At 33.9% G+C, this 16,315-nt stretch carries 17 protein-coding genes; 5 read left to right on the plus strand and 12 right to left on the minus strand.

The annotated features are described in order from the left end of the window. Nucleotides 1–26: 26 nt before the first annotated feature. The 3 genes from AC6CHK_RS13580 to AC6CHK_RS13590 are packed head-to-tail and all read left to right on the plus strand — an operon-like array spanning nucleotide 27 to nucleotide 2,774. Entirely contained in the window at nucleotides 27–623 is a 597-nt protein-coding gene (locus tag AC6CHK_RS13580) for a riboflavin synthase (RefSeq protein ID WP_498097022.1), read from the plus strand. After that, nucleotides 613–2,067: a sensor histidine kinase gene (locus AC6CHK_RS13585; RefSeq protein ID WP_498097024.1), complete on the plus strand. Its 1,455-nt coding sequence runs from the start codon at nucleotides 613–615 to the stop codon at nucleotides 2,065–2,067. The genes AC6CHK_RS13580 and AC6CHK_RS13585 overlap by 11 nt, the downstream gene beginning before the upstream one ends. Then, on the plus strand, nucleotides 2,067–2,774 hold the full coding sequence (locus AC6CHK_RS13590) for a tRNA1(Val) (adenine(37)-N6)-methyltransferase (protein WP_498097026.1): 708 nt from the start codon (nucleotides 2,067–2,069) through the stop codon (nucleotides 2,772–2,774). Before AC6CHK_RS13585 ends, AC6CHK_RS13590 begins: the two co-directional genes overlap by 1 nt. Nucleotides 2,775–2,813: 39 nt before the next feature. Here AC6CHK_RS13590 and AC6CHK_RS13595 read toward each other — a convergent pair whose 3' ends face one another. Both AC6CHK_RS13595 and rpmH read right to left on the minus strand, forming a co-directional pair. Next, a complete protein-coding gene (locus tag AC6CHK_RS13595; RefSeq protein WP_498097028.1) occupies nucleotides 2,814–3,524 on the minus strand; it encodes a cell division ATP-binding protein FtsE in 711 nt (236 codons plus the stop codon). A gap of 156 nt (nucleotides 3,525–3,680) precedes the next feature. Continuing rightward, on the minus strand, nucleotides 3,681–3,839 hold the full coding sequence (rpmH, locus tag AC6CHK_RS13600) for a 50S ribosomal protein L34 (RefSeq protein ID WP_034679005.1): 159 nt from the start codon (nucleotides 3,837–3,839) through the stop codon (nucleotides 3,681–3,683). Between the two features lie 192 nt (nucleotides 3,840–4,031). Here rpmH and AC6CHK_RS13605 point away from each other — a divergent pair, with 192 nt between their 5' ends. Further along, the gene (locus tag AC6CHK_RS13605; RefSeq protein ID WP_498097030.1) at nucleotides 4,032–5,036 is read left to right on the plus strand and encodes a DHH family phosphoesterase; all 1,005 of its coding nucleotides are present in this window, start codon (nucleotides 4,032–4,034) and stop codon (nucleotides 5,034–5,036) included. Nucleotides 5,037–5,133: 97 nt separating this feature from the next. Here the strand turns inward: AC6CHK_RS13605 and AC6CHK_RS13610 are convergent, their stop codons facing one another. The 10 genes from AC6CHK_RS13610 to tilS form a co-directional block, all read right to left on the minus strand. Next, nucleotides 5,134–5,925 carry a patatin-like phospholipase family protein gene (locus tag AC6CHK_RS13610; protein ID WP_498097032.1) on the minus strand — a complete coding sequence of 264 codons (792 nt, stop codon included), beginning with the start codon at nucleotides 5,923–5,925 and terminating at the stop codon, nucleotides 5,134–5,136. 48 nt (nucleotides 5,926–5,973) lie between these two features. After that, nucleotides 5,974–6,756 (minus strand): alpha/beta fold hydrolase, encoded by a 783-nt coding sequence (locus AC6CHK_RS13615; RefSeq protein WP_498097034.1) that lies wholly within the window; start codon nucleotides 6,754–6,756, stop codon nucleotides 5,974–5,976. 10 nt (nucleotides 6,757–6,766) lie between these two features. After that, entirely contained in the window at nucleotides 6,767–7,285 is a 519-nt protein-coding gene (locus AC6CHK_RS13620; protein ID WP_498097036.1) for a hypothetical protein, read from the minus strand. 63 nt (nucleotides 7,286–7,348) lie between these two features. Then, on the minus strand, nucleotides 7,349–7,879 hold the full coding sequence (locus tag AC6CHK_RS13625) for a biopolymer transporter ExbD (RefSeq protein WP_498097038.1): 531 nt from the start codon (nucleotides 7,877–7,879) through the stop codon (nucleotides 7,349–7,351). A gap of 248 nt (nucleotides 7,880–8,127) precedes the next feature. Then, nucleotides 8,128–10,206 (minus strand): protein-disulfide reductase DsbD family protein, encoded by a 2,079-nt coding sequence (locus tag AC6CHK_RS13630; protein ID WP_498097040.1) that lies wholly within the window; start codon nucleotides 10,204–10,206, stop codon nucleotides 8,128–8,130. A 71-nt stretch (nucleotides 10,207–10,277) separates the two neighbouring features. Continuing rightward, a complete protein-coding gene (locus AC6CHK_RS13635; RefSeq protein WP_498097042.1) occupies nucleotides 10,278–11,192 on the minus strand; it encodes a hypothetical protein in 915 nt (304 codons plus the stop codon). Nucleotides 11,193–11,215: 23 nt separating this feature from the next. Then, nucleotides 11,216–12,181, minus strand: a complete 966-nt coding sequence (locus AC6CHK_RS13640) for a redoxin domain-containing protein (protein WP_498097044.1) — start codon at nucleotides 12,179–12,181, stop codon at nucleotides 11,216–11,218. Nucleotides 12,182–12,324: 143 nt separating this feature from the next. Further along, a complete protein-coding gene (locus AC6CHK_RS13645; protein ID WP_498097045.1) occupies nucleotides 12,325–13,344 on the minus strand; it encodes a YncE family protein in 1,020 nt (339 codons plus the stop codon). A gap of 128 nt (nucleotides 13,345–13,472) precedes the next feature. Then, the gene (locus tag AC6CHK_RS13650) at nucleotides 13,473–14,024 is read right to left on the minus strand and encodes an RNA polymerase sigma factor (RefSeq protein WP_498097047.1); all 552 of its coding nucleotides are present in this window, start codon (nucleotides 14,022–14,024) and stop codon (nucleotides 13,473–13,475) included. Continuing rightward, nucleotides 13,997–15,313 (minus strand): tRNA lysidine(34) synthetase TilS, encoded by a 1,317-nt coding sequence (tilS, locus tag AC6CHK_RS13655; RefSeq protein ID WP_498097049.1) that lies wholly within the window; start codon nucleotides 15,311–15,313, stop codon nucleotides 13,997–13,999. Before tilS ends, AC6CHK_RS13650 begins: the two co-directional genes overlap by 28 nt. Before the next feature lie 87 nt (nucleotides 15,314–15,400). On the opposite strand from tilS, the gene AC6CHK_RS13660 reads away from it, so the two are divergent. Further along, complete coding sequence (locus tag AC6CHK_RS13660) at nucleotides 15,401–16,234, plus strand: OmpA family protein (RefSeq protein WP_498097051.1); 834 nt, start codon at nucleotides 15,401–15,403, stop codon at nucleotides 16,232–16,234. The last annotated feature ends 81 nt before the right edge of the window (nucleotides 16,235–16,315 follow it).

The following is a 16,315-nucleotide window of genomic DNA, read 5'->3' on the forward strand; positions in this document are numbered from 1 at the left end:
ATTTTACAAATTTAGCAAAAAATAATATGTTCACAGGAATTATTGAAGCAGTAGGAGTTATTGAAAAAATCGAACAAACCGGCAGCAATATCAATTTTACTTTAAGCTGTCCATTTACCCAGGAATTAAAAATCGATCAAAGTCTCGCTCATAACGGATGTTGTCTTACGGTTGTTGAGATCAGCGATAGCCAATATGTTGTTACTGCAATAGATGAGACTTTAGAAAAAACCAGTTTAGGAAGCTGGAAGGTAGGAAGTGTTGTGAATTTGGAGCGCTGCATGAAGATGGATGGAAGGCTAGACGGACATATTGTACAGGGACATGTAGATAAAACCGGAGAAATAATTGATATTGAGAACAAAGATGGCAGCTATTTTGTTACTGTAAGATATAATTCAGAAGGTAATTTTGTAACGGTTCCTCAAGGTTCGATCACTTTGAACGGAATTAGCCTTACAGTAGCCAAGAGTGATGATTTTCAGTTTTCAGTTGCTATCATTCCTTATACATGGGAATTTACCAATATGAAAAATCTTAAAATCGGGGATAAAGTCAACCTTGAATTTGATATTATTGGTAAATACATAGCAAAACTAATTAACAGGCAGAATGTTGTTTAAAAAATACAAAGGATATAGTTTAAGAAACCGGGTTTTTTTTGGTTTCTTATTCGTTTGCCTTTTGAGTGTTGCCGCATCTTCCCTGGTTCCTTATTTTGTTTTAAGAAATAATTCTCTGAAGCAGAGCAAAATTGACATGCAGGAGAAAACCAATGCTGTCATCAGATTTTTGGATTATGCAGTCAGTTTTTCTACCATACAGACCGATGATCTTCCAAAAGTTTTAAGAAACAAAATTTTTGAAATTGCAGATATTAATCAGCATGACATTATAATATATGATCTGAAAGGTAATTATCTGCTGTCTAATAAAGATGAAAATCTTGTTGAACACAAAAAAGTTCCGCTTCAAATTGTCAATAAAATCCTTTCCAATGGCGCAAGATATGATATCCGCGGATATGATGCTGCCAAAGACGCTGTTTTCACGTCTTCTTATTTAGTTTTAAAAAACAATGTTCTTGAGCCTGTCGGGATTATTTATATTCCGCTTTATCATAACGAATCTGCTTATCTGGACGTGCTGCACAAATATGTGGTCTATATTTTAATTGTAGATATTTTACTCATCTGTTTCAGCATTTGGCTCAGTTGGGTCACTTCAAATAATCTGGCAAAAAATATCACTAAGTTTTCAGATATGATTACAAGAATCACATTGTTTGAAAACGAAATGCGTCCCATCAAATACTATAAAAATGATGAGCTGAACGCTTTGGCAAGAGCTTATAACAGAATGATCCTTCAAATTGCCGATCAAAAGGAGCGCTTAAGATTTAAAGCATCTGAAGAAGCCTGGCGCGAGATGGCAAAGCAGGTGGCGCATGAGGTGAAAAATCCTTTGACGCCCATGAAGCTTACGATTCAGAATTTTGAAAGAAAATTTGATCCGCAAGATCCAAATGTTACAGAAAAAGTGAAGCAAATGAGCAAAACAATGGTCGATCAGATTGATTTGATTGCTACCGTGGCTTCCGCATTTTCAGAATTTGCCAAGCTTCCCGAAAAAAATAATGAAGTAATTAATTTAAATGCCGAGATTACAGATATTTTAAGGGTTTTTAATGATGATCAGATTTTTATTCATGCCAATAAAACAAATATCATGGTCAATATGGATCGTATCTATCTTTCCAGGATTATTACCAATTTGGTGACCAATGCCAAGCAGGCAAAAAGTGACGACCGAAATTTGCTGGTAAATGTAGATGTTGAGCAGCATCAGAGAAGGGTTGTTATTTCTGTTCAGGATAATGGAATTGGAATTCCGGAAAATATGTACGAAAGAATTTTTGAGCCCAATTTTACTTCAAAAAACAGCGGAATGGGACTTGGCTTATCGATGGTGAGAAAGATGGTGGAAGATTACAAAGGCCAGATTTCTGTAAAGTCTGAAGTCGGGAAAGGATCTACATTTACCATTACTTTGCCTACCAATTTATAGTGAAATCTTTTAAATTTAAGCAGTTTGAAATTCAACAGTCTGAAAAAGTCTTTCGTGTAGGCACAGACGGAGTTTTGCTGGGCGCAATGGCAGATGTTGCCAATGCTTCAAAAGTGTTGGAAATAGGAACAGGAACCGGCTTGATTTCTTTAATGCTCGCTCAGAGAAACTCGAAGGCTGAGTTTTTAGGAATTGATATTAATGAAGAAGCTTCGAATATTACAAAACTCAATTTTGAGAATTCTGTATTTAGCTCAAGGTTAAAAAATATTCTTCAGGATTTTAAAACTTTTAAAACCGAAAATAAATTTGATTTAATTGTTTCAAATCCGCCTTATTTTGAAGAAACTACTTCTGAAAAAGATAAAATTGCGCGGCAAAGAGTTGAGTTAAATTTCAGACAATTAATTTCTAAATCATCACAATTGCTTTCCGAAAACGGTGTTTTTTCTGTCATAATTCCTGCTGAAGCCGGAAGAGATTTTATTGCAATTGCAATAGAAAACCAATTGTTTTTAAGCCGAAAAATTAATATTAAAGGAATAGAAAATTCAAAAATAAAGAGATTGATTCTCGAATTTTCTTTGAATGAAAAAGTAACTGAAGAATCTGAATTTATCATAGAAAAAAGTCCGAGAAAATACTCGGACCAATATCTTGAACTCACAAAGGAGTTTCATGTTTTTAATAAAGAAGTTAGAAACTAGAGTTTAGAATTAGTTTTTAATGCTTTCATTATTTTTATCTTACTCAAACAATTCTGCCGTATCCAGCACAGAAACTTTTCCGTCCTCACATCTTATTGCTTCTCCGGGAAAATTCTGAATCATGTGATAATCATGCGTTGCCATTACCACAGCAGCTCCGTTATCAGCGGCAACCTTTTTCAGCAAAGTCATAATTTCGTTGGACGTTTCAGGGTCAAGATTTCCTGTAGGCTCATCGGCTAAGATCAGATCCGGATGATTTAGTAATGCTCTTGCAATTGCAATACGCTGTTGTTCACCTCCCGAAAGCTCGTGCGGCATTTTATGTTTTTTGCCTTTCATGTTTACACTCGAAAGGACTTCGTTGATACGTTCATCAATTTTTACTTTATCAGTCCAGCCTGTGGCTTCCAAAACAAATTTCAGGTTTTTCTCTACCGTTCTGTCCGGAAGCAATTGGAAATCTTGGAAAACAATTCCTAGCTTTCTTCTTAAATTGGGTACTTCCGAAGCTTTTAATTTAGCTAGATCAAAACCTACCACTTCACCTTTTCCTGCAACCAACGGAATGTGTCCGTAAAGTGTTTTTAAAAGTGAACTTTTCCCGGAGCCGGTTTTCCCGATAAGATAGCAGAATCTGCCTTTTTTGATATTTAAGTTAACATCAGAAAGCACAGTGAAATTTTTCTGGGCAATTTTTGCATGTTGCAGGCTGATGATGCTGTCTCCGGAGATATTTGTATGTGGCATAAATTCAATTTTTAGAGGCTTTTTCTAAAAGTATTTTTTCAATTTTTAAAATTAGAAAAAAGAAGCTTTACAAACCTATATTTTAGGAAATTTTAACAACAAAAAATGCCTGAAAAACTTCTTTTCAAGCATGATTTGTATATTGTAAGTTAAGAATTATCTCTTAGCTCTTGCAGAACTAACTGTAAGGCTTTTTCTGCCTTTAGCTCTTCTCGCAGCCAAAACTCTTCTTCCGTTTGGCGTAGACATTCTTTCTCTGAAACCGTGTTTGTTTCTTTTCTTTCTTTCTGATGGCTGGAACGTTCTTTTACTCATTACTATATATTTTAGTCGTAATTATCTATTAATTTTCAGGTTGCAAATATAGGGATATTTTTATAAAGTGCAAATATAAATTATATTTTTTATCTGAGTTTGTAATACTTTATATTAGAATTAAATACTGAGAATCTATACTCATCCGTATAAAAACTTTATCTTTGAATCTTCAAATTTTAAAGAAACCCAATGTTTACACCTGTAGAACTTTTAGAGATCAATACGCTTCTTGTACCGGAAAATAAAATAGTAATCCTTACCCATTACAATCCGGATGGCGATGCCATTGGTTCTAGTTTAGGTTTAAAGCATTATTTGCGCGCAAAAGGTATTGAAGCAGAAGTTGTTGTTCCCAACGATTTTCCGAAGTTTCTGAAATGGATGCCCGAAGCAAAGAAAAATATCATTGGAGAATATAAAAGAAAAATAGCTTTTGATCTGATCAATGCTGCAGATGTTATTTTTTGTCTTGACTTTAATTCTCCAGCGCGAATTGGTATTTTGGGAGATTGGCTGATGAGAGCTAAAGCCAAAAAAATTCTTATCGATCATCATCAGCAGCCGGAAGATTTCGACTTTGTCTATTCCGATACGGTAATTCCTGCGACTTGTCAGATGATTTATCATTTTATCGAAGCGATGGATGACGAAAAGCTGGTTAACAAAGAGATTGCAGAATGTTTGTATACAGGAATCATGACCGATACCGGAGGCTTCCGTTTCCGTTCTACAAGCGCAACGACGCACAGAATTGTAGCTAATTTAATTGAAAAAGGAGCCGATCCATCGATTATTACATCAAATACTTGGGATACAAACACGGTTTCACGTTTGCATTTATTAGCTTTAATTTTAGGAAGAATTGAAGTGGTAAATGACGGAAAAGTTGCTGTTTTATATCTTACAAGAAAAGAACTTCAGGAATACGGTTTCCAGAAAGGCGATACGGAAGGTTTTGTAAATTACGGATTGAGTATTGTCGGTGTGAAAATGGCGGCTTTTTTCATGGAAGATCTTTACGAGGATTTTATTAAAATTTCTTTCAGAAGTAAAGATGATGTGGATGTTAATCAGTTTTCCAGGAAATATTTCAATGGCGGCGGTCACATCAATGCAGCCGGTGGAAAATCCATGGAGTCCTTACCTGAAACACTTGAAATATTTAAAGCTAGAACAGAAGCGGAGAATTTGTAGTTAAAGGTTAATCAGTTGAATAGTAATTAATTAATAGTTAATAAGTTAAAGTTTAGATAAAAAAGATTTTTTCAACTCATAATTTATAACTAACAACTCATAACTTCTTATAACCCTTTTCTTCAAGCTCTTTACAGGTATATTCATAAACCTCGGAAAACATTTCATCAAGGAATTTTTTATTGAATAAGCTGAATTTTGTCATTTTCGGAGGATCTAAAAATATATCACAGGATTTAGCTTTTGAATAAACTGATTTAGCAATTGCCAAATGTAAAATCCTGTCAAACTCTTTCATTAAACTCAGATTTTCTAAAGGATCATAACTTATCGAGTTCACATGCGAGCCGATAAGGAAATCACATTTATCTAAAATAGGCTCAATTGGAAGGTTATCTAAAACACCGCCGTCAACATACACTTTTTCGCCAATTCTTACGGGTGGCAGCACAAAAGGGACGCTTGATGAAGCCAAAAGAGGACCGAATAATTCACCTTCCGAGAAAAAATCTACAATACCGTGAGTCATTTCCGTCGCGGCAACAATTACCGGAATCTTTAAAATTTTAAAATCATCTTCCGGAAAATGGTCATTAAATAATTTCAGGATAAACTTTGAACTAAAAATCCCGTTTCTCGAAAGTTTCAGATAAGAACGCGAGAAAAAAGTGGTTTCTTTTACGATTTTCATCATTTCATCCGGAGTTTTCCCAAACGAATAAAAAGCAGCAATGATAGATCCGGCGCTGGTTCCGGAAATGATATGTGGTTTCAGTCCGTATTCTTCCAAAGCTTTAAGAACGGCAATGTGTGCGATTCCGCGCATACCGCCGCCGGATAAAGTAAGACCGATAATTGGTTTCTTTTTTTTAAAAGAGAATAAACCCATTGAAAAATTTAAGCTTTACTAATATACAAGATTTTAATTAATTGCATATTAAAGAAGCAATTTTTTCGGGAGATGATGAAGAAGTTCGGTATTGATGATTTCTGCGCAAATGCTGGGTTTTTCCCAATGTCCGTTATGTCCGCAATCTAAAACATAAGATTTTATATTGGTTCTGTCCGGAAGATTATTAATTGTATTTTCTGTTTTCACGGCGTTGTCGTGTTTTCCTGCTAAAACTAAAATTTTAGCTTCAAGGTTTTCCAGAATATGCTTTTTATCGGTTCTTTCAACCATGCCTTTTACACATGCTAAAGCGCCTAAATTGTTCGTAGAAAGTGCAATTTCGAGAGCGGTTTCTATTTTTCCTTCCAAAACGTTTCTTTCATTTTGATTAAATAAGTTTGGAATTCCGGCTCTTGCATAATTCGAATAAGCTTCTTTAATAATTCTGTAGCTTTTGATACGTTGATTTTTTTTCTCTTCATCGTCTGCAAAATAAGTCGAAAAAAATAAAGTTAAACTTTTCAGTAATTCAGGATACTTTTCAGCAAAAGCCAACGAAGTATAGCCGCCCATTGAATGGCCAAGAAGATGTATTTTGTCTAATTTTTCATGATCAATTACCTTTTTTACTTCTTCCGCCATCAATTCCATTGTGTGGGTTTCTGCTAAAATATCAGATTTTCCATGACCGGGAAGATCGATCTTTAGCAAGGAAAAATCTCCCGAAAGATGAGGTTCCATATCGTTCCAAATACTGACATTTTCCATGAAACCATGAAGCAGAACCAAAGTTTCTTTTCCGTTTCCCTTTTTTTCGAAATTGAGCATAGTTTAAAAATTAAAAATGAATGTCAATATAGTCTACAAAACCCGAACCATTTACCATATCCTGAAGCCTCCATGTTTTGCCGCCGTCTTTTGACAAAAAAGTTTTTGTTCCTTTTCTGGTGTATGTTTTTCCGTTGTCGTTTTCAGAAATACTTTGCGAAATTTCGCCTGTAAAATTCATGTGTTTGTCGGTAACTACAGCCATAAAACCATTTATCTTAACAAAATTTTCGCCTGATTTTATATTCCCCGAAACGTTGTAATGATCTCTTTCATCTTCTATTTTTTTAAATTCAACTTTGCCAGGGTTTTTGATCAGATTATGTGTGAATTGATGACTTCCGCTGAAATCTTTAAAACGGTTTTTGCTATTCAGAGATTTTATGCTGTCGTTTATTTTTGTTCTTGCAGCGTTGATGGAATCTACAATTCTTGTGCTGTCGGCTTGGTTTGATGATGGTTGCGTTTCTTTTTTAGAACATGACGTTATTAGAATTACCAAAGTAAAGGCGGCGATTAGATTTTTCATTAACAAATAAATTATTACTCTCAAATTTAAATAAAAAAGAGCATTTTAAAATGCCCTTTCTTCTTATTTTGTCAATTCTTCATAAACTTTCGTTTCCCATGGTTTTATGTCTGTAATTCCGTATCGTTCTTTTTTTGAAATCGCAATATTATCAAGAATGTCGACGAAATTTTTGTAATTCGCTTCATCGGTTGGTTTTATGATAACCGTGAAATTCTTTTTAACCGGCGCTTTATTGTACGCTTCGGAAATGATTTTCGAAATTTTCACTCCGCTAAAATCGGTTTCTTCTAAATTGTTTTTAGTCAGATCTTTTTCATTGCTTTGATGATAAAAAACCCGGTCGTTTTTCCCAAGAATAAATGTAACTTGATTTTTTTCGTGTATCACGTTATCGTTGATTGGCGCTGGTTTTTGATCTTTTGCCGGCAATCCCAAATCCATCACATTAGGTTTGGTAAAATTGGTTGTAAACATAAAGAATGTAATCAACAGAAATCCCAAATCTACCATCGGAGTCATATCAATACGGATTAGTTTCTTTCTCTGCCGTGTCTTTTTTTCTTTCTGCTCTTGTGCGATAATTTCAGCCATGATATTAATTTTTAAGGTTAAACAATTGGCATTTTCTAATATATAGATGCCGGTTTAAAAATCAATACAAAATGCATACCTGAATTTAATAATCAACAATAATTTTTGTATTTGATTAAATGTTTAGCATAAATTATTATTGATAAATTTATTATTCAATCTTTTTTATGAAAAATTATGATTAATATTTTAAAACAAAAAAAAGCTCACAACTTTCGAAGTGAGCTTTATAAATATTATTGTTGTTATTATTTATTTTGTTTATAATAATTGACGCCACATTCCAAGAATTTTTTGAAATCCTCTTTCGGCATATATCCTGAAACCGGCGTATTGATTACTTTTCCGTCCGGAGTGATCAAAACATAATGCGGCTGCGAATTGTTATTAAAATTCACTTGTTGGAACAAACTCCATCTGTCACCAATTGTTTTTACTTTTTTTACTTGTCCTTCTCCCAAATCAATTTTAGTTTGTTGATCTTCGGGAAGTTCTTCTTTGTCGTCCACATAAAGCGAAGCGAGAACAATGTCGTTTTGAAGAATTGGTAAAATATCGGGCTCGCTCCAAACGAATTCCTCCATTTTTCTGCAGTTTTCACAACCATAACCCGTGAAGTCAATCAGGATTGGTTTGTTTTCTTTTTTGGCTAATTCAATAGCTTTAAAGAAATCATGTTCCGGGTGCATTCCAAGAATTCCGTCTTTTTCGTCATGGAAATAACTTACGTTCAGTGGAGGTAAAATTCCGCTTAATAATTGAAGTTTCGGACGTTCGGCAGGAATTAATCCCTGAATTAAATAAATCACAAAACCAATTCCTAAAACGCCTAAAATCTTTCTTGTAACAGAAATTTTCGGTTTTTTATCGTCATGCGGAAATCTTATCAATCCGAATAAATATAATACTAAACCAATCGCAATCACAATCCAGATTGCAATGAAAAGTTCACGTTTGATAAGGAAGGTTTTTGAAACTAAATCTGCTTTTGATAAGAATTTTAAAGCTAAAGCCAATTCCACAAATCCTAAAACTACTTTCACGGTATTCATCCAGCCACCAGATTTTGGAAGGCTTTGCAAAGCTTGCGGGAATAATGCCAAAAGTCCGAAAATAATCGCCCAAGCCAATCCGAAACCTGCCAAAGCAAAAGTCAGCAACATCGGAACGTTTGCCGATCCTGTAACCGCACTTCCCAATAAGCTTCCTAAAATTGGTCCTGTACACGAAAAAGAGACTATTACCAAAGTCAAAGCCATAAAGAAAATACCGATAATTCCGCCGGCTTCTTCTGCTTTTGAAGATTTGTTGGCAATCGAACTTGGTAATGTAATGTCGTAATATCCGAAGAAACTTCCCGCGAAGAAAATGAATATGATGAAAAATACAATATTCAGCCAAACGCTTGTGGAGATTTCGTTGAAAATATTTCCTGCAATTCCATCAATAATATGGAAAGGAATACTTAATAAAATAAAAATCAATAAAATGAAAAACCCATAAATCAATGCGTCTCTTTTACCTTTTGCTTTATTTTTATTTCCTTTCGTAAAGAAAGAAACCGTGAGCGGAATCATCGGGAAAACGCAAGGCGTGAGCAAGGCGATCAATCCTCCAATGAAACCTAAAAATAAATAAGTCCAATAATTTTCTGAAGCCTCAACTGCTGCTGTTCCGCAATCTGTCAAAGGTTTTTTGAAATCTATTGATGCTATTTTCAACTGTTTTGGGTCAAGTTGAGAAGTTTCTGTAACAGTAATTGTTGAGTTGACAGGCGCAACAACAGTGACTTCTGTAGTTTTTGCCGTGTCTTTTGTTATTTCCGGTGTTTGCTCAGTTACAGCTTCTTCAGAAATGCCTTTTGGAGTAATTTTTTGATTAAACTCTAATGTATTCGGAGCCAGACAAACTCTGTCGTCACAAGTCTGATAAGTGATTTCTGCAACAACATCACCGGGTTTTGCAGGATCTTTTAGTTTAAATTTCTGCTTAAAACCTGCCGAATTGGAATAATACACAATTGTTCCGCCAAAAGCTTCAGAAAACTCTTCATGTTTTTTTCCGACTTCCTGGAATTTTCCGATCAGTTCTATGTTTTTTCCGGATACAATATATTCGGTCGGAATTCCTGTATCTTCGGGAATATCTCTTGAATAAATATGCCAGCCGCTTTCCAAAGTTGCGTTCAGAACGGCCTCATATTGATTGTTGCCTAAATCATTAACAGTGAATTTGAACTTTACAGGGTTTTTTATTTGTGCTGAAATTCCTACAAAAAGCGTTAGAAAAAACAGCAGGAATATTTTATTGACTGATTTAAACCACATATTGAGACTTATATTTAATTAAGAAAGTTTACAAAAATAGAGTTTTTGAAATTATTTACGAAGGTTTCATATCAAAACTTAAAGCTGTATTCCAAAGTTGCGATGAAACTACGCGTCAAACCATCCGGACGGATATCCCGAATCAAAAATGGCGCTCCTACATTTAGTTGAAGAGCACTGGTTTGGTTGATGTTGTAATCTAAAAACAGATTTCCATTAATGGTCAAGCCTTGAGATTCTTCAATTTCCTGTTCTGTCCCCGAAAGGTTTGTGAATTTATCATTGGAAAGATGGTAAATGTTTAATAAACCTGGGGTAATTTGAAGTTTGTCGGTAATTTTGAAAGGATACGAAGCTCTTAACAAAACATCACCGCTTCTTTTGAAATCTTTGGTTGTATGAAAACTTCTCAACGGCGAATTTACAGGATAATTTTCAGCAACAAACTGATTGCTGTTTTGCGACAAAGGTTGTTGTAAAGCCGCAACCAATTGTAGTTTTTTAATTTGATATCCTGCTCCGACAATAAGGTCAAAAGTTCCTAAACTGGATTGATAGTCCATTGGTAAAGCTTCTCCGTTTTTAGTTTCATTTCCGTTCGTTAAAGGGATTTTTGTGCCTAACGTAAATGTTAGATTTTTATCGGCACGATAATTTGTGCTTAAATAAATATCCGACAAACCAAACGTGCTTATGTCATTTCCAGCTTGTGAAAGAGAGGTAACTTTAGCATTTATTCCAAACTTAGAATTGATTTGTCTGCCGTATTCTGCATATTGTCCGAAAACCGAAATGTCGTGATCGGCGCTTCCGGCAGAAAAGCCAACTTTCAATTGGTTTTTGTATGCAGAAATAGAATCATTCTGATGCGGTTTTAGACTATTTACGGTGCAAAATCCTGCATCGCTGCAACCTTGAGCCTGAAAAATGTTGGCAGCTGCAAATAGAAAAACGACGCAGAAATAGTGTATATATTTTTTTTTCATTTGTGAATTTTTTTAAATTAATATTATAAATTCTTCAGAATGTCTTCAACCGAAGCTCTTTGTTTATAATCCGGATCAAAATGTCTCCATTTGATTTCCTTGTTTTCATTGATAATGAATGTCGCCGAAACCGGCAGTCTTCCCGAATTGTCGGATCTGCTTTTTGCAAAATCATCTTTCAGTCTGGAATTGTAGAAATCCAAAATTTTGGTGTCGGGAGTGTAAAGCACATCAAAAGCTTCGGCGATTTTATATCCTTCGTCATACAAAACAGTGTAATTGGTTTTTGTCTTTTGAATAGTTTTTTCTATAAATTCAGGCTTTTCTGGTGATACAATGACCAATCTTGCGTTTTTAGCTTTAAGTTCCGGAGACAAATCCTGAAGTTTTTCGATATATTTATTACAATACGGACACCATTGCCCGCGGATAAAAACCAAAACGATTTTCTGTTTTTGTTCAGATAAAGTAAATGTATTTCCCAGCTGATCTTTCGCTGAAAAGTCTTCAATTTTATCCCCAACCATTTTCCCTTTTACATCGCTGATGCTTTTAACGCTGTTTTTTGAAGAGGAAGCTTTGTTTAAAACAGCCATTCCGACTCTGGAAAACTGTTCGGCATTGTAATACCCAAAATCATATTGAACCAGTTCGCCATTTTTGTCTAAAAATAAAAAGGAAGGATAATTAACAATCTTGAATTTTTTTGCCAGCTCTTTTCCTTCTTTTTCTGCGTCAATGGCAAGATTTACGAAGTTTTTATTAAATATTTCGCCAAGCTTTTCATCAGTGAAAGTTTTTTTCTTCATCAGTTTACATGGTCCGCACCAAGTTGTGTACATGTCAATAAAAATTAATTTATTTTCTTTCTGAGCGATTTTTTTTGCTGCTTCCAGATCGATTTCTTGAAAATGAATTCCGTTTTTATTTTGTGCATTGATGAAAGTTCCAAAAAACAAACATAAACCGTATACAATTGTTTTAAACATAATATTGATATTTATAATTAAGTCCCCAAAAGCAAAAATAATCACCCAAGTTGTGAGTGATTATTTGTAATTGATTGGTTTTTAATGATTAAATTATTATTTTAATGGTTGTTAATCTTTGCAGTTTATATTTTAATAATCAATTATTTTATCTCTCTTTTATAATACGCTATTCCAAAAGGATTGGTAGCTGTAGTAATTGTAGATTGTAAGCTTAATAATCCATTATTAATTGCATAAATACTTACTTTATCCGCAGTAGCTCCGGAATGTGTTACAAAAAGCTTGTTTCCCATTTCGTTTACAACTACATTGTGAGGTACGGCGGTTGTTGTAGAAGTAGGCATTCCCAATTGTGAAACATCTGAAGTTTTGATCGTGTAGATTTGGCTTCCCGGAAGATTGGTTACAAAAAGATATTTATTATCAGGAGAAGGGAAAATCCCATGCGCTCCCAGAAAGTTTTTTTCTTCAAGTATATTGAGGTTGTTTCCGTCTAAAACAAAAAGTTCGCCGGATTGACACGGTACATATAGCTTGTTTGTACTTGGAATATGATACAGATGCGGATCTTTTCCTACGTTCATTTCTGCTGTTTTATTGAAGTTGGCAGTAGAATACATGAAAATTTTATCCGGTGTTGCAGGATCGGGACTGAAAACCGATACAAAAGCTTTGCTGCCGTCTTGTGTTACAAAAACATCGTGAGGTTTCATTCCGACATCAATTGTTTTTACAACAGTATTTGTGCTGATATTGATTACAGATATGGTATTGTCAATGTCATTATTTACCCAAAGCTGGCTTCCGTTTCCTCCCGCCCACATATGGAAAACTCCGGTTCCGACCGGAATTGAAGTTTCAACAGTTTTTGAAGCAGGGTTTATCACATCTATCTTTTTCCCGGCTCTGTCTCCCACATAAAGGCGGTCGTTTTTTGCTACATAGACAACGTACATGGGTTCAGAATTGGGAATGGAAAGCGTTTTTATCAGCTCGTTGTTTTGTGAATTGATAAAGCTTACACTTCCTGCTCCTTTGTTGGCTACTGCTACAATTTCTTCATAGCTGGGTTCGGGCATTATTGGAAAATCGTCTTTACATTGTATTAAAAATGATGTTATTAACATCAAAAATAAGGTTGGAAAAATTAATCGTTTCATAATGGTATTTTTTTAAAATTACGTAAAATATTTATAAATCTTACTATTAATTACAAAATAACCATAAAAATCACCCAAATATTTTAATTTTTAATGTTTTTTTTTTTTTTTTTAATAATGAATTAAAGTTAATCACGTTTATCCTTTATCTTCCTTATTTGCTCAATACATTTGTATTTTTGGTTTTGCGCATTATGTCTGCTGGAATATTGATATTTACTTTGAATTTCGTCAATATTTTTATTCTTCATAAAGATATCGCTGATGAGATTTTTGCAATGATGCGAAATAGAATTCATATAATCATTCAGTTTATCCCAATGATCGCGCTCGTTTTCTATCGCCAGATCAATCTCTTCCTGATTTTTCAGATAATAATTGTCTGGAATATCATTTAAAAATTTTCTGTTTTTTAATTTTTTCAGCCAAAGGTTTTTAGAAATTCCTGAAACATAATTGGCAAGGCAAGTGTAAGCTACGAAATTATCGGCGTGTAATTTTTCGTATAAAATAATCAGAGCATCCTGAAAAATGTCTTCAGCATCTTCGATATTTCCGCTGTTATTAAGAACGAATTTTTTTGTATATACGAAATACTTTTGATACAAAATGCCGAAGGCAATATTGCTGTTTTGTTTAAAATCATCTATTGCTAAAGCATTTGTTTTTCTTTTATCCATAATATTTTCAGCACTTTTGTTGTGTTTTTATCTGCCGAAAATCTCCGGTCTTGTCTGTAAGGAATGATTCCTAAAATCTGGTTTTCTGCATCACAAAGCAACCACGTTTTTTCTTTATCGAAAAGAGATAATTTTTCGTCCTTAAAAAATTTTGAAATTTTCTTTTTTCCCGAAAATCCGATTGGAAAAAAGAGATCGCCTTCCGCTTTTTTTCTTAATTTTAAAGGCAAAGTTATTTTTTCGGCATCAAAATCCCAATTAAATTCATCGACTTCAATCATTTCTGAAAGATCAATTTTTGTTAGATTTAAATGGAAATCCGAAGGATTTGTTAGAATAATTTCCTCAACGGATTCTTTATTTTGTTTTATTTCTTTGATAATAAGCTGATTTCGGTTGATTGTCAAATGGTAATTTTCTGAAAAAAAAGAACTTCCGGTTTTGGCTTTGAAAATTTTTGGAATTTCTTCTGTTTGCGAAAATCCGTATTTTTTTAAGATTTCAAATTTTACAAAATCACTTTCGATATTTAGTTTTTCTTTGTTTAAAACGATTTGATCCGAATGAAAAGTGGAGATTTTTTTTTCGATATCACCAATTTGCTTTTGTACAAAATCTTTAGTTTCATTCAAAAAAGATAAGCTTTTTTTAAAATTTTCAAGAAAATGATCATTTGTTTCCAGAAGTTTTGGAACTATTTGGTTTCTGATTTTATTTCTTAAATAATCACTTTTTTTATTCGAAAGATCTTCACGAAATTCAATATCATTTTTTTTAGCAAAATCATAAATTTGATCTTTGGAAAACTGTAAAAGAGGTCGGAGAATTTGGTTTTCATTTGCAGGAATTCCGCTTAAGCCTTTTATTCCTGAAGCTTTTGAAAGGTTAATGACAAACGTTTCCAATTGATCATTCAGATGATGAGCCGTTACCAAATAATCCAGCTTTTCTTTTTTTTGAATTTCTCTGAAAAATCGATATCTCAAGTCTCTTGCCCAAAGCTGAATAGAATTTTCGGGTTTGTTATCTTTTTCCGAAACTGTATATAAATGAAATTTAATATTATTTTTTTTGCAGAAATTTTCCACCAGTTTTTGATCCAGATCAGAATCTTTTCCGCGAAGCTTATAATTAATGTGCGCAACTTGGAATTTGAACTCAAAATCACTGAATAACGCTGCCAAAACCATAGAATCTACGCCTCCGCTTACCGCCAAAAGATAAGTGCTGTTTTCGGGTGATTTTATAATATTTTGAAGCTGTTTTTTGAAGTTTGATTTTTCAAGCATAATGCTTAGAATTTCTTTTATACAAAGATAAACCTTATAATTAAAATGAATTTTGCTAACTTTGAAACCGTTTAAAATACATTATTTATGAAGATATTTAAAATTCTAGCAGTTTCTGCAATGGTGTTGGGTGTAACATCTTGTGTAAGTAAAAAACAGTATGACGCTCTGAGCGGTAACTACAAACAGTGTATCGAAAATATTGGCGAAAGACAAAGAGAAATTCAGGATCTGAAAGGTCAAAACTCTTCTTTGACTGCAGAGAATAATTTGTTGAAAAGTCAGCATGACGCTCTGAAATCGTCTTTGGATGCATGTCTTTCAAATACAGGAAAAAGCTCTGCAAATATTGATAAATTGGTAGGAGAGATCAATTCTTCAAACTCTTATATCAAGCAGCTTATTTCAGCAAATGCGAAGAATGACAGTTTAAATTTAGCATTGTCAAACAAGCTTAAAAGATCATTGGATAACGTAACAGATGACGATGTTCAGGTAAAAGTACTGAAAGGAGTGGTGATGATTTCGCTTTCCGATAAAATGCTTTATAAAACAGGAGATTACAACGTGTTGCCGGCTGCTCAGGAAGTTTTGGGTAAAGTGGCTAAAGTAATCAATGATTATGATAAATATTCTGTGCTGATTGAAGGAAATACAGATAATGCGCCTCTAAACTCGCCTAATTTACCAAAAGACAACTGGGATCTTTCGGCTTTGAGAGGAACTGCGGTTGCTAAAGTTTTGCAGACTCAGTTTGGAGTTGATCCTTCAAGAATTACAGCAGGCGGACGTTCAGAATACAATCCTAAAGCTACAAACATGAGTGTTTCCGGAAGAGCAGAAAACAGAAGAACCGAGATTATCATCATGCCAAAACTTGATGAATTCATGAAGTTGATGGATATTACGCCTAAGAAATAATATCATAAAAAATATTCATACAGAATCCCGATAAATTTATCGGGATTTTTTATATTTAAGTAAAATTTAAAATAATCATTA

It is taken from the genome of Chryseobacterium sp. GQ58 (assembly GCF_059758895.1).

What these genes read in the sequence shown, in the direction of transcription:
- AC6CHK_RS13640 (WP_498097044.1), bottom strand. Translation starts at nt 12,181, where the DNA reads ATGTTTAAAACAATTGTATACGGTTTATGTTTGTTTTTTGGAACTTTC.
- AC6CHK_RS13660 (WP_498097051.1), top strand. Translation starts at nt 15,401, where the DNA reads ATGAAGATATTTAAAATTCTAGCAGTTTCTGCAATGGTGTTGGGTGTA.
- AC6CHK_RS13650 (WP_498097047.1), bottom strand. Translation starts at nt 14,024, where the DNA reads ATGGATAAAAGAAAAACAAATGCTTTAGCAATAGATGATTTTAAACAA.
- AC6CHK_RS13630 (WP_498097040.1), bottom strand. Translation starts at nt 10,206, where the DNA reads ATGTGGTTTAAATCAGTCAATAAAATATTCCTGCTGTTTTTTCTAACG.
- AC6CHK_RS13605 (WP_498097030.1), top strand. Translation starts at nt 4,032, where the DNA reads ATGTTTACACCTGTAGAACTTTTAGAGATCAATACGCTTCTTGTACCG.
- AC6CHK_RS13585 (WP_498097024.1), top strand. Translation starts at nt 613, where the DNA reads ATGTTGTTTAAAAAATACAAAGGATATAGTTTAAGAAACCGGGTTTTT.
- AC6CHK_RS13635 (WP_498097042.1), bottom strand. Translation starts at nt 11,192, where the DNA reads ATGAAAAAAAAATATATACACTATTTCTGCGTCGTTTTTCTATTTGCA.
- AC6CHK_RS13595 (WP_498097028.1), bottom strand. Translation starts at nt 3,524, where the DNA reads ATGCCACATACAAATATCTCCGGAGACAGCATCATCAGCCTGCAACAT.
- AC6CHK_RS13580 (WP_498097022.1), top strand. Translation starts at nt 27, where the DNA reads ATGTTCACAGGAATTATTGAAGCAGTAGGAGTTATTGAAAAAATCGAA.
- rpmH (WP_034679005.1), bottom strand. Translation starts at nt 3,839, where the DNA reads ATGAGTAAAAGAACGTTCCAGCCATCAGAAAGAAAGAAAAGAAACAAA.
- AC6CHK_RS13615 (WP_498097034.1), bottom strand. Translation starts at nt 6,756, where the DNA reads ATGCTCAATTTCGAAAAAAAGGGAAACGGAAAAGAAACTTTGGTTCTG.
- AC6CHK_RS13620 (WP_498097036.1), bottom strand. Translation starts at nt 7,285, where the DNA reads ATGAAAAATCTAATCGCCGCCTTTACTTTGGTAATTCTAATAACGTCA.
- AC6CHK_RS13610 (WP_498097032.1), bottom strand. Translation starts at nt 5,925, where the DNA reads ATGGGTTTATTCTCTTTTAAAAAAAAGAAACCAATTATCGGTCTTACT.
- AC6CHK_RS13645 (WP_498097045.1), bottom strand. Translation starts at nt 13,344, where the DNA reads ATGAAACGATTAATTTTTCCAACCTTATTTTTGATGTTAATAACATCA.
- AC6CHK_RS13625 (WP_498097038.1), bottom strand. Translation starts at nt 7,879, where the DNA reads ATGGCTGAAATTATCGCACAAGAGCAGAAAGAAAAAAAGACACGGCAG.
- tilS (WP_498097049.1), bottom strand. Translation starts at nt 15,313, where the DNA reads ATGCTTGAAAAATCAAACTTCAAAAAACAGCTTCAAAATATTATAAAA.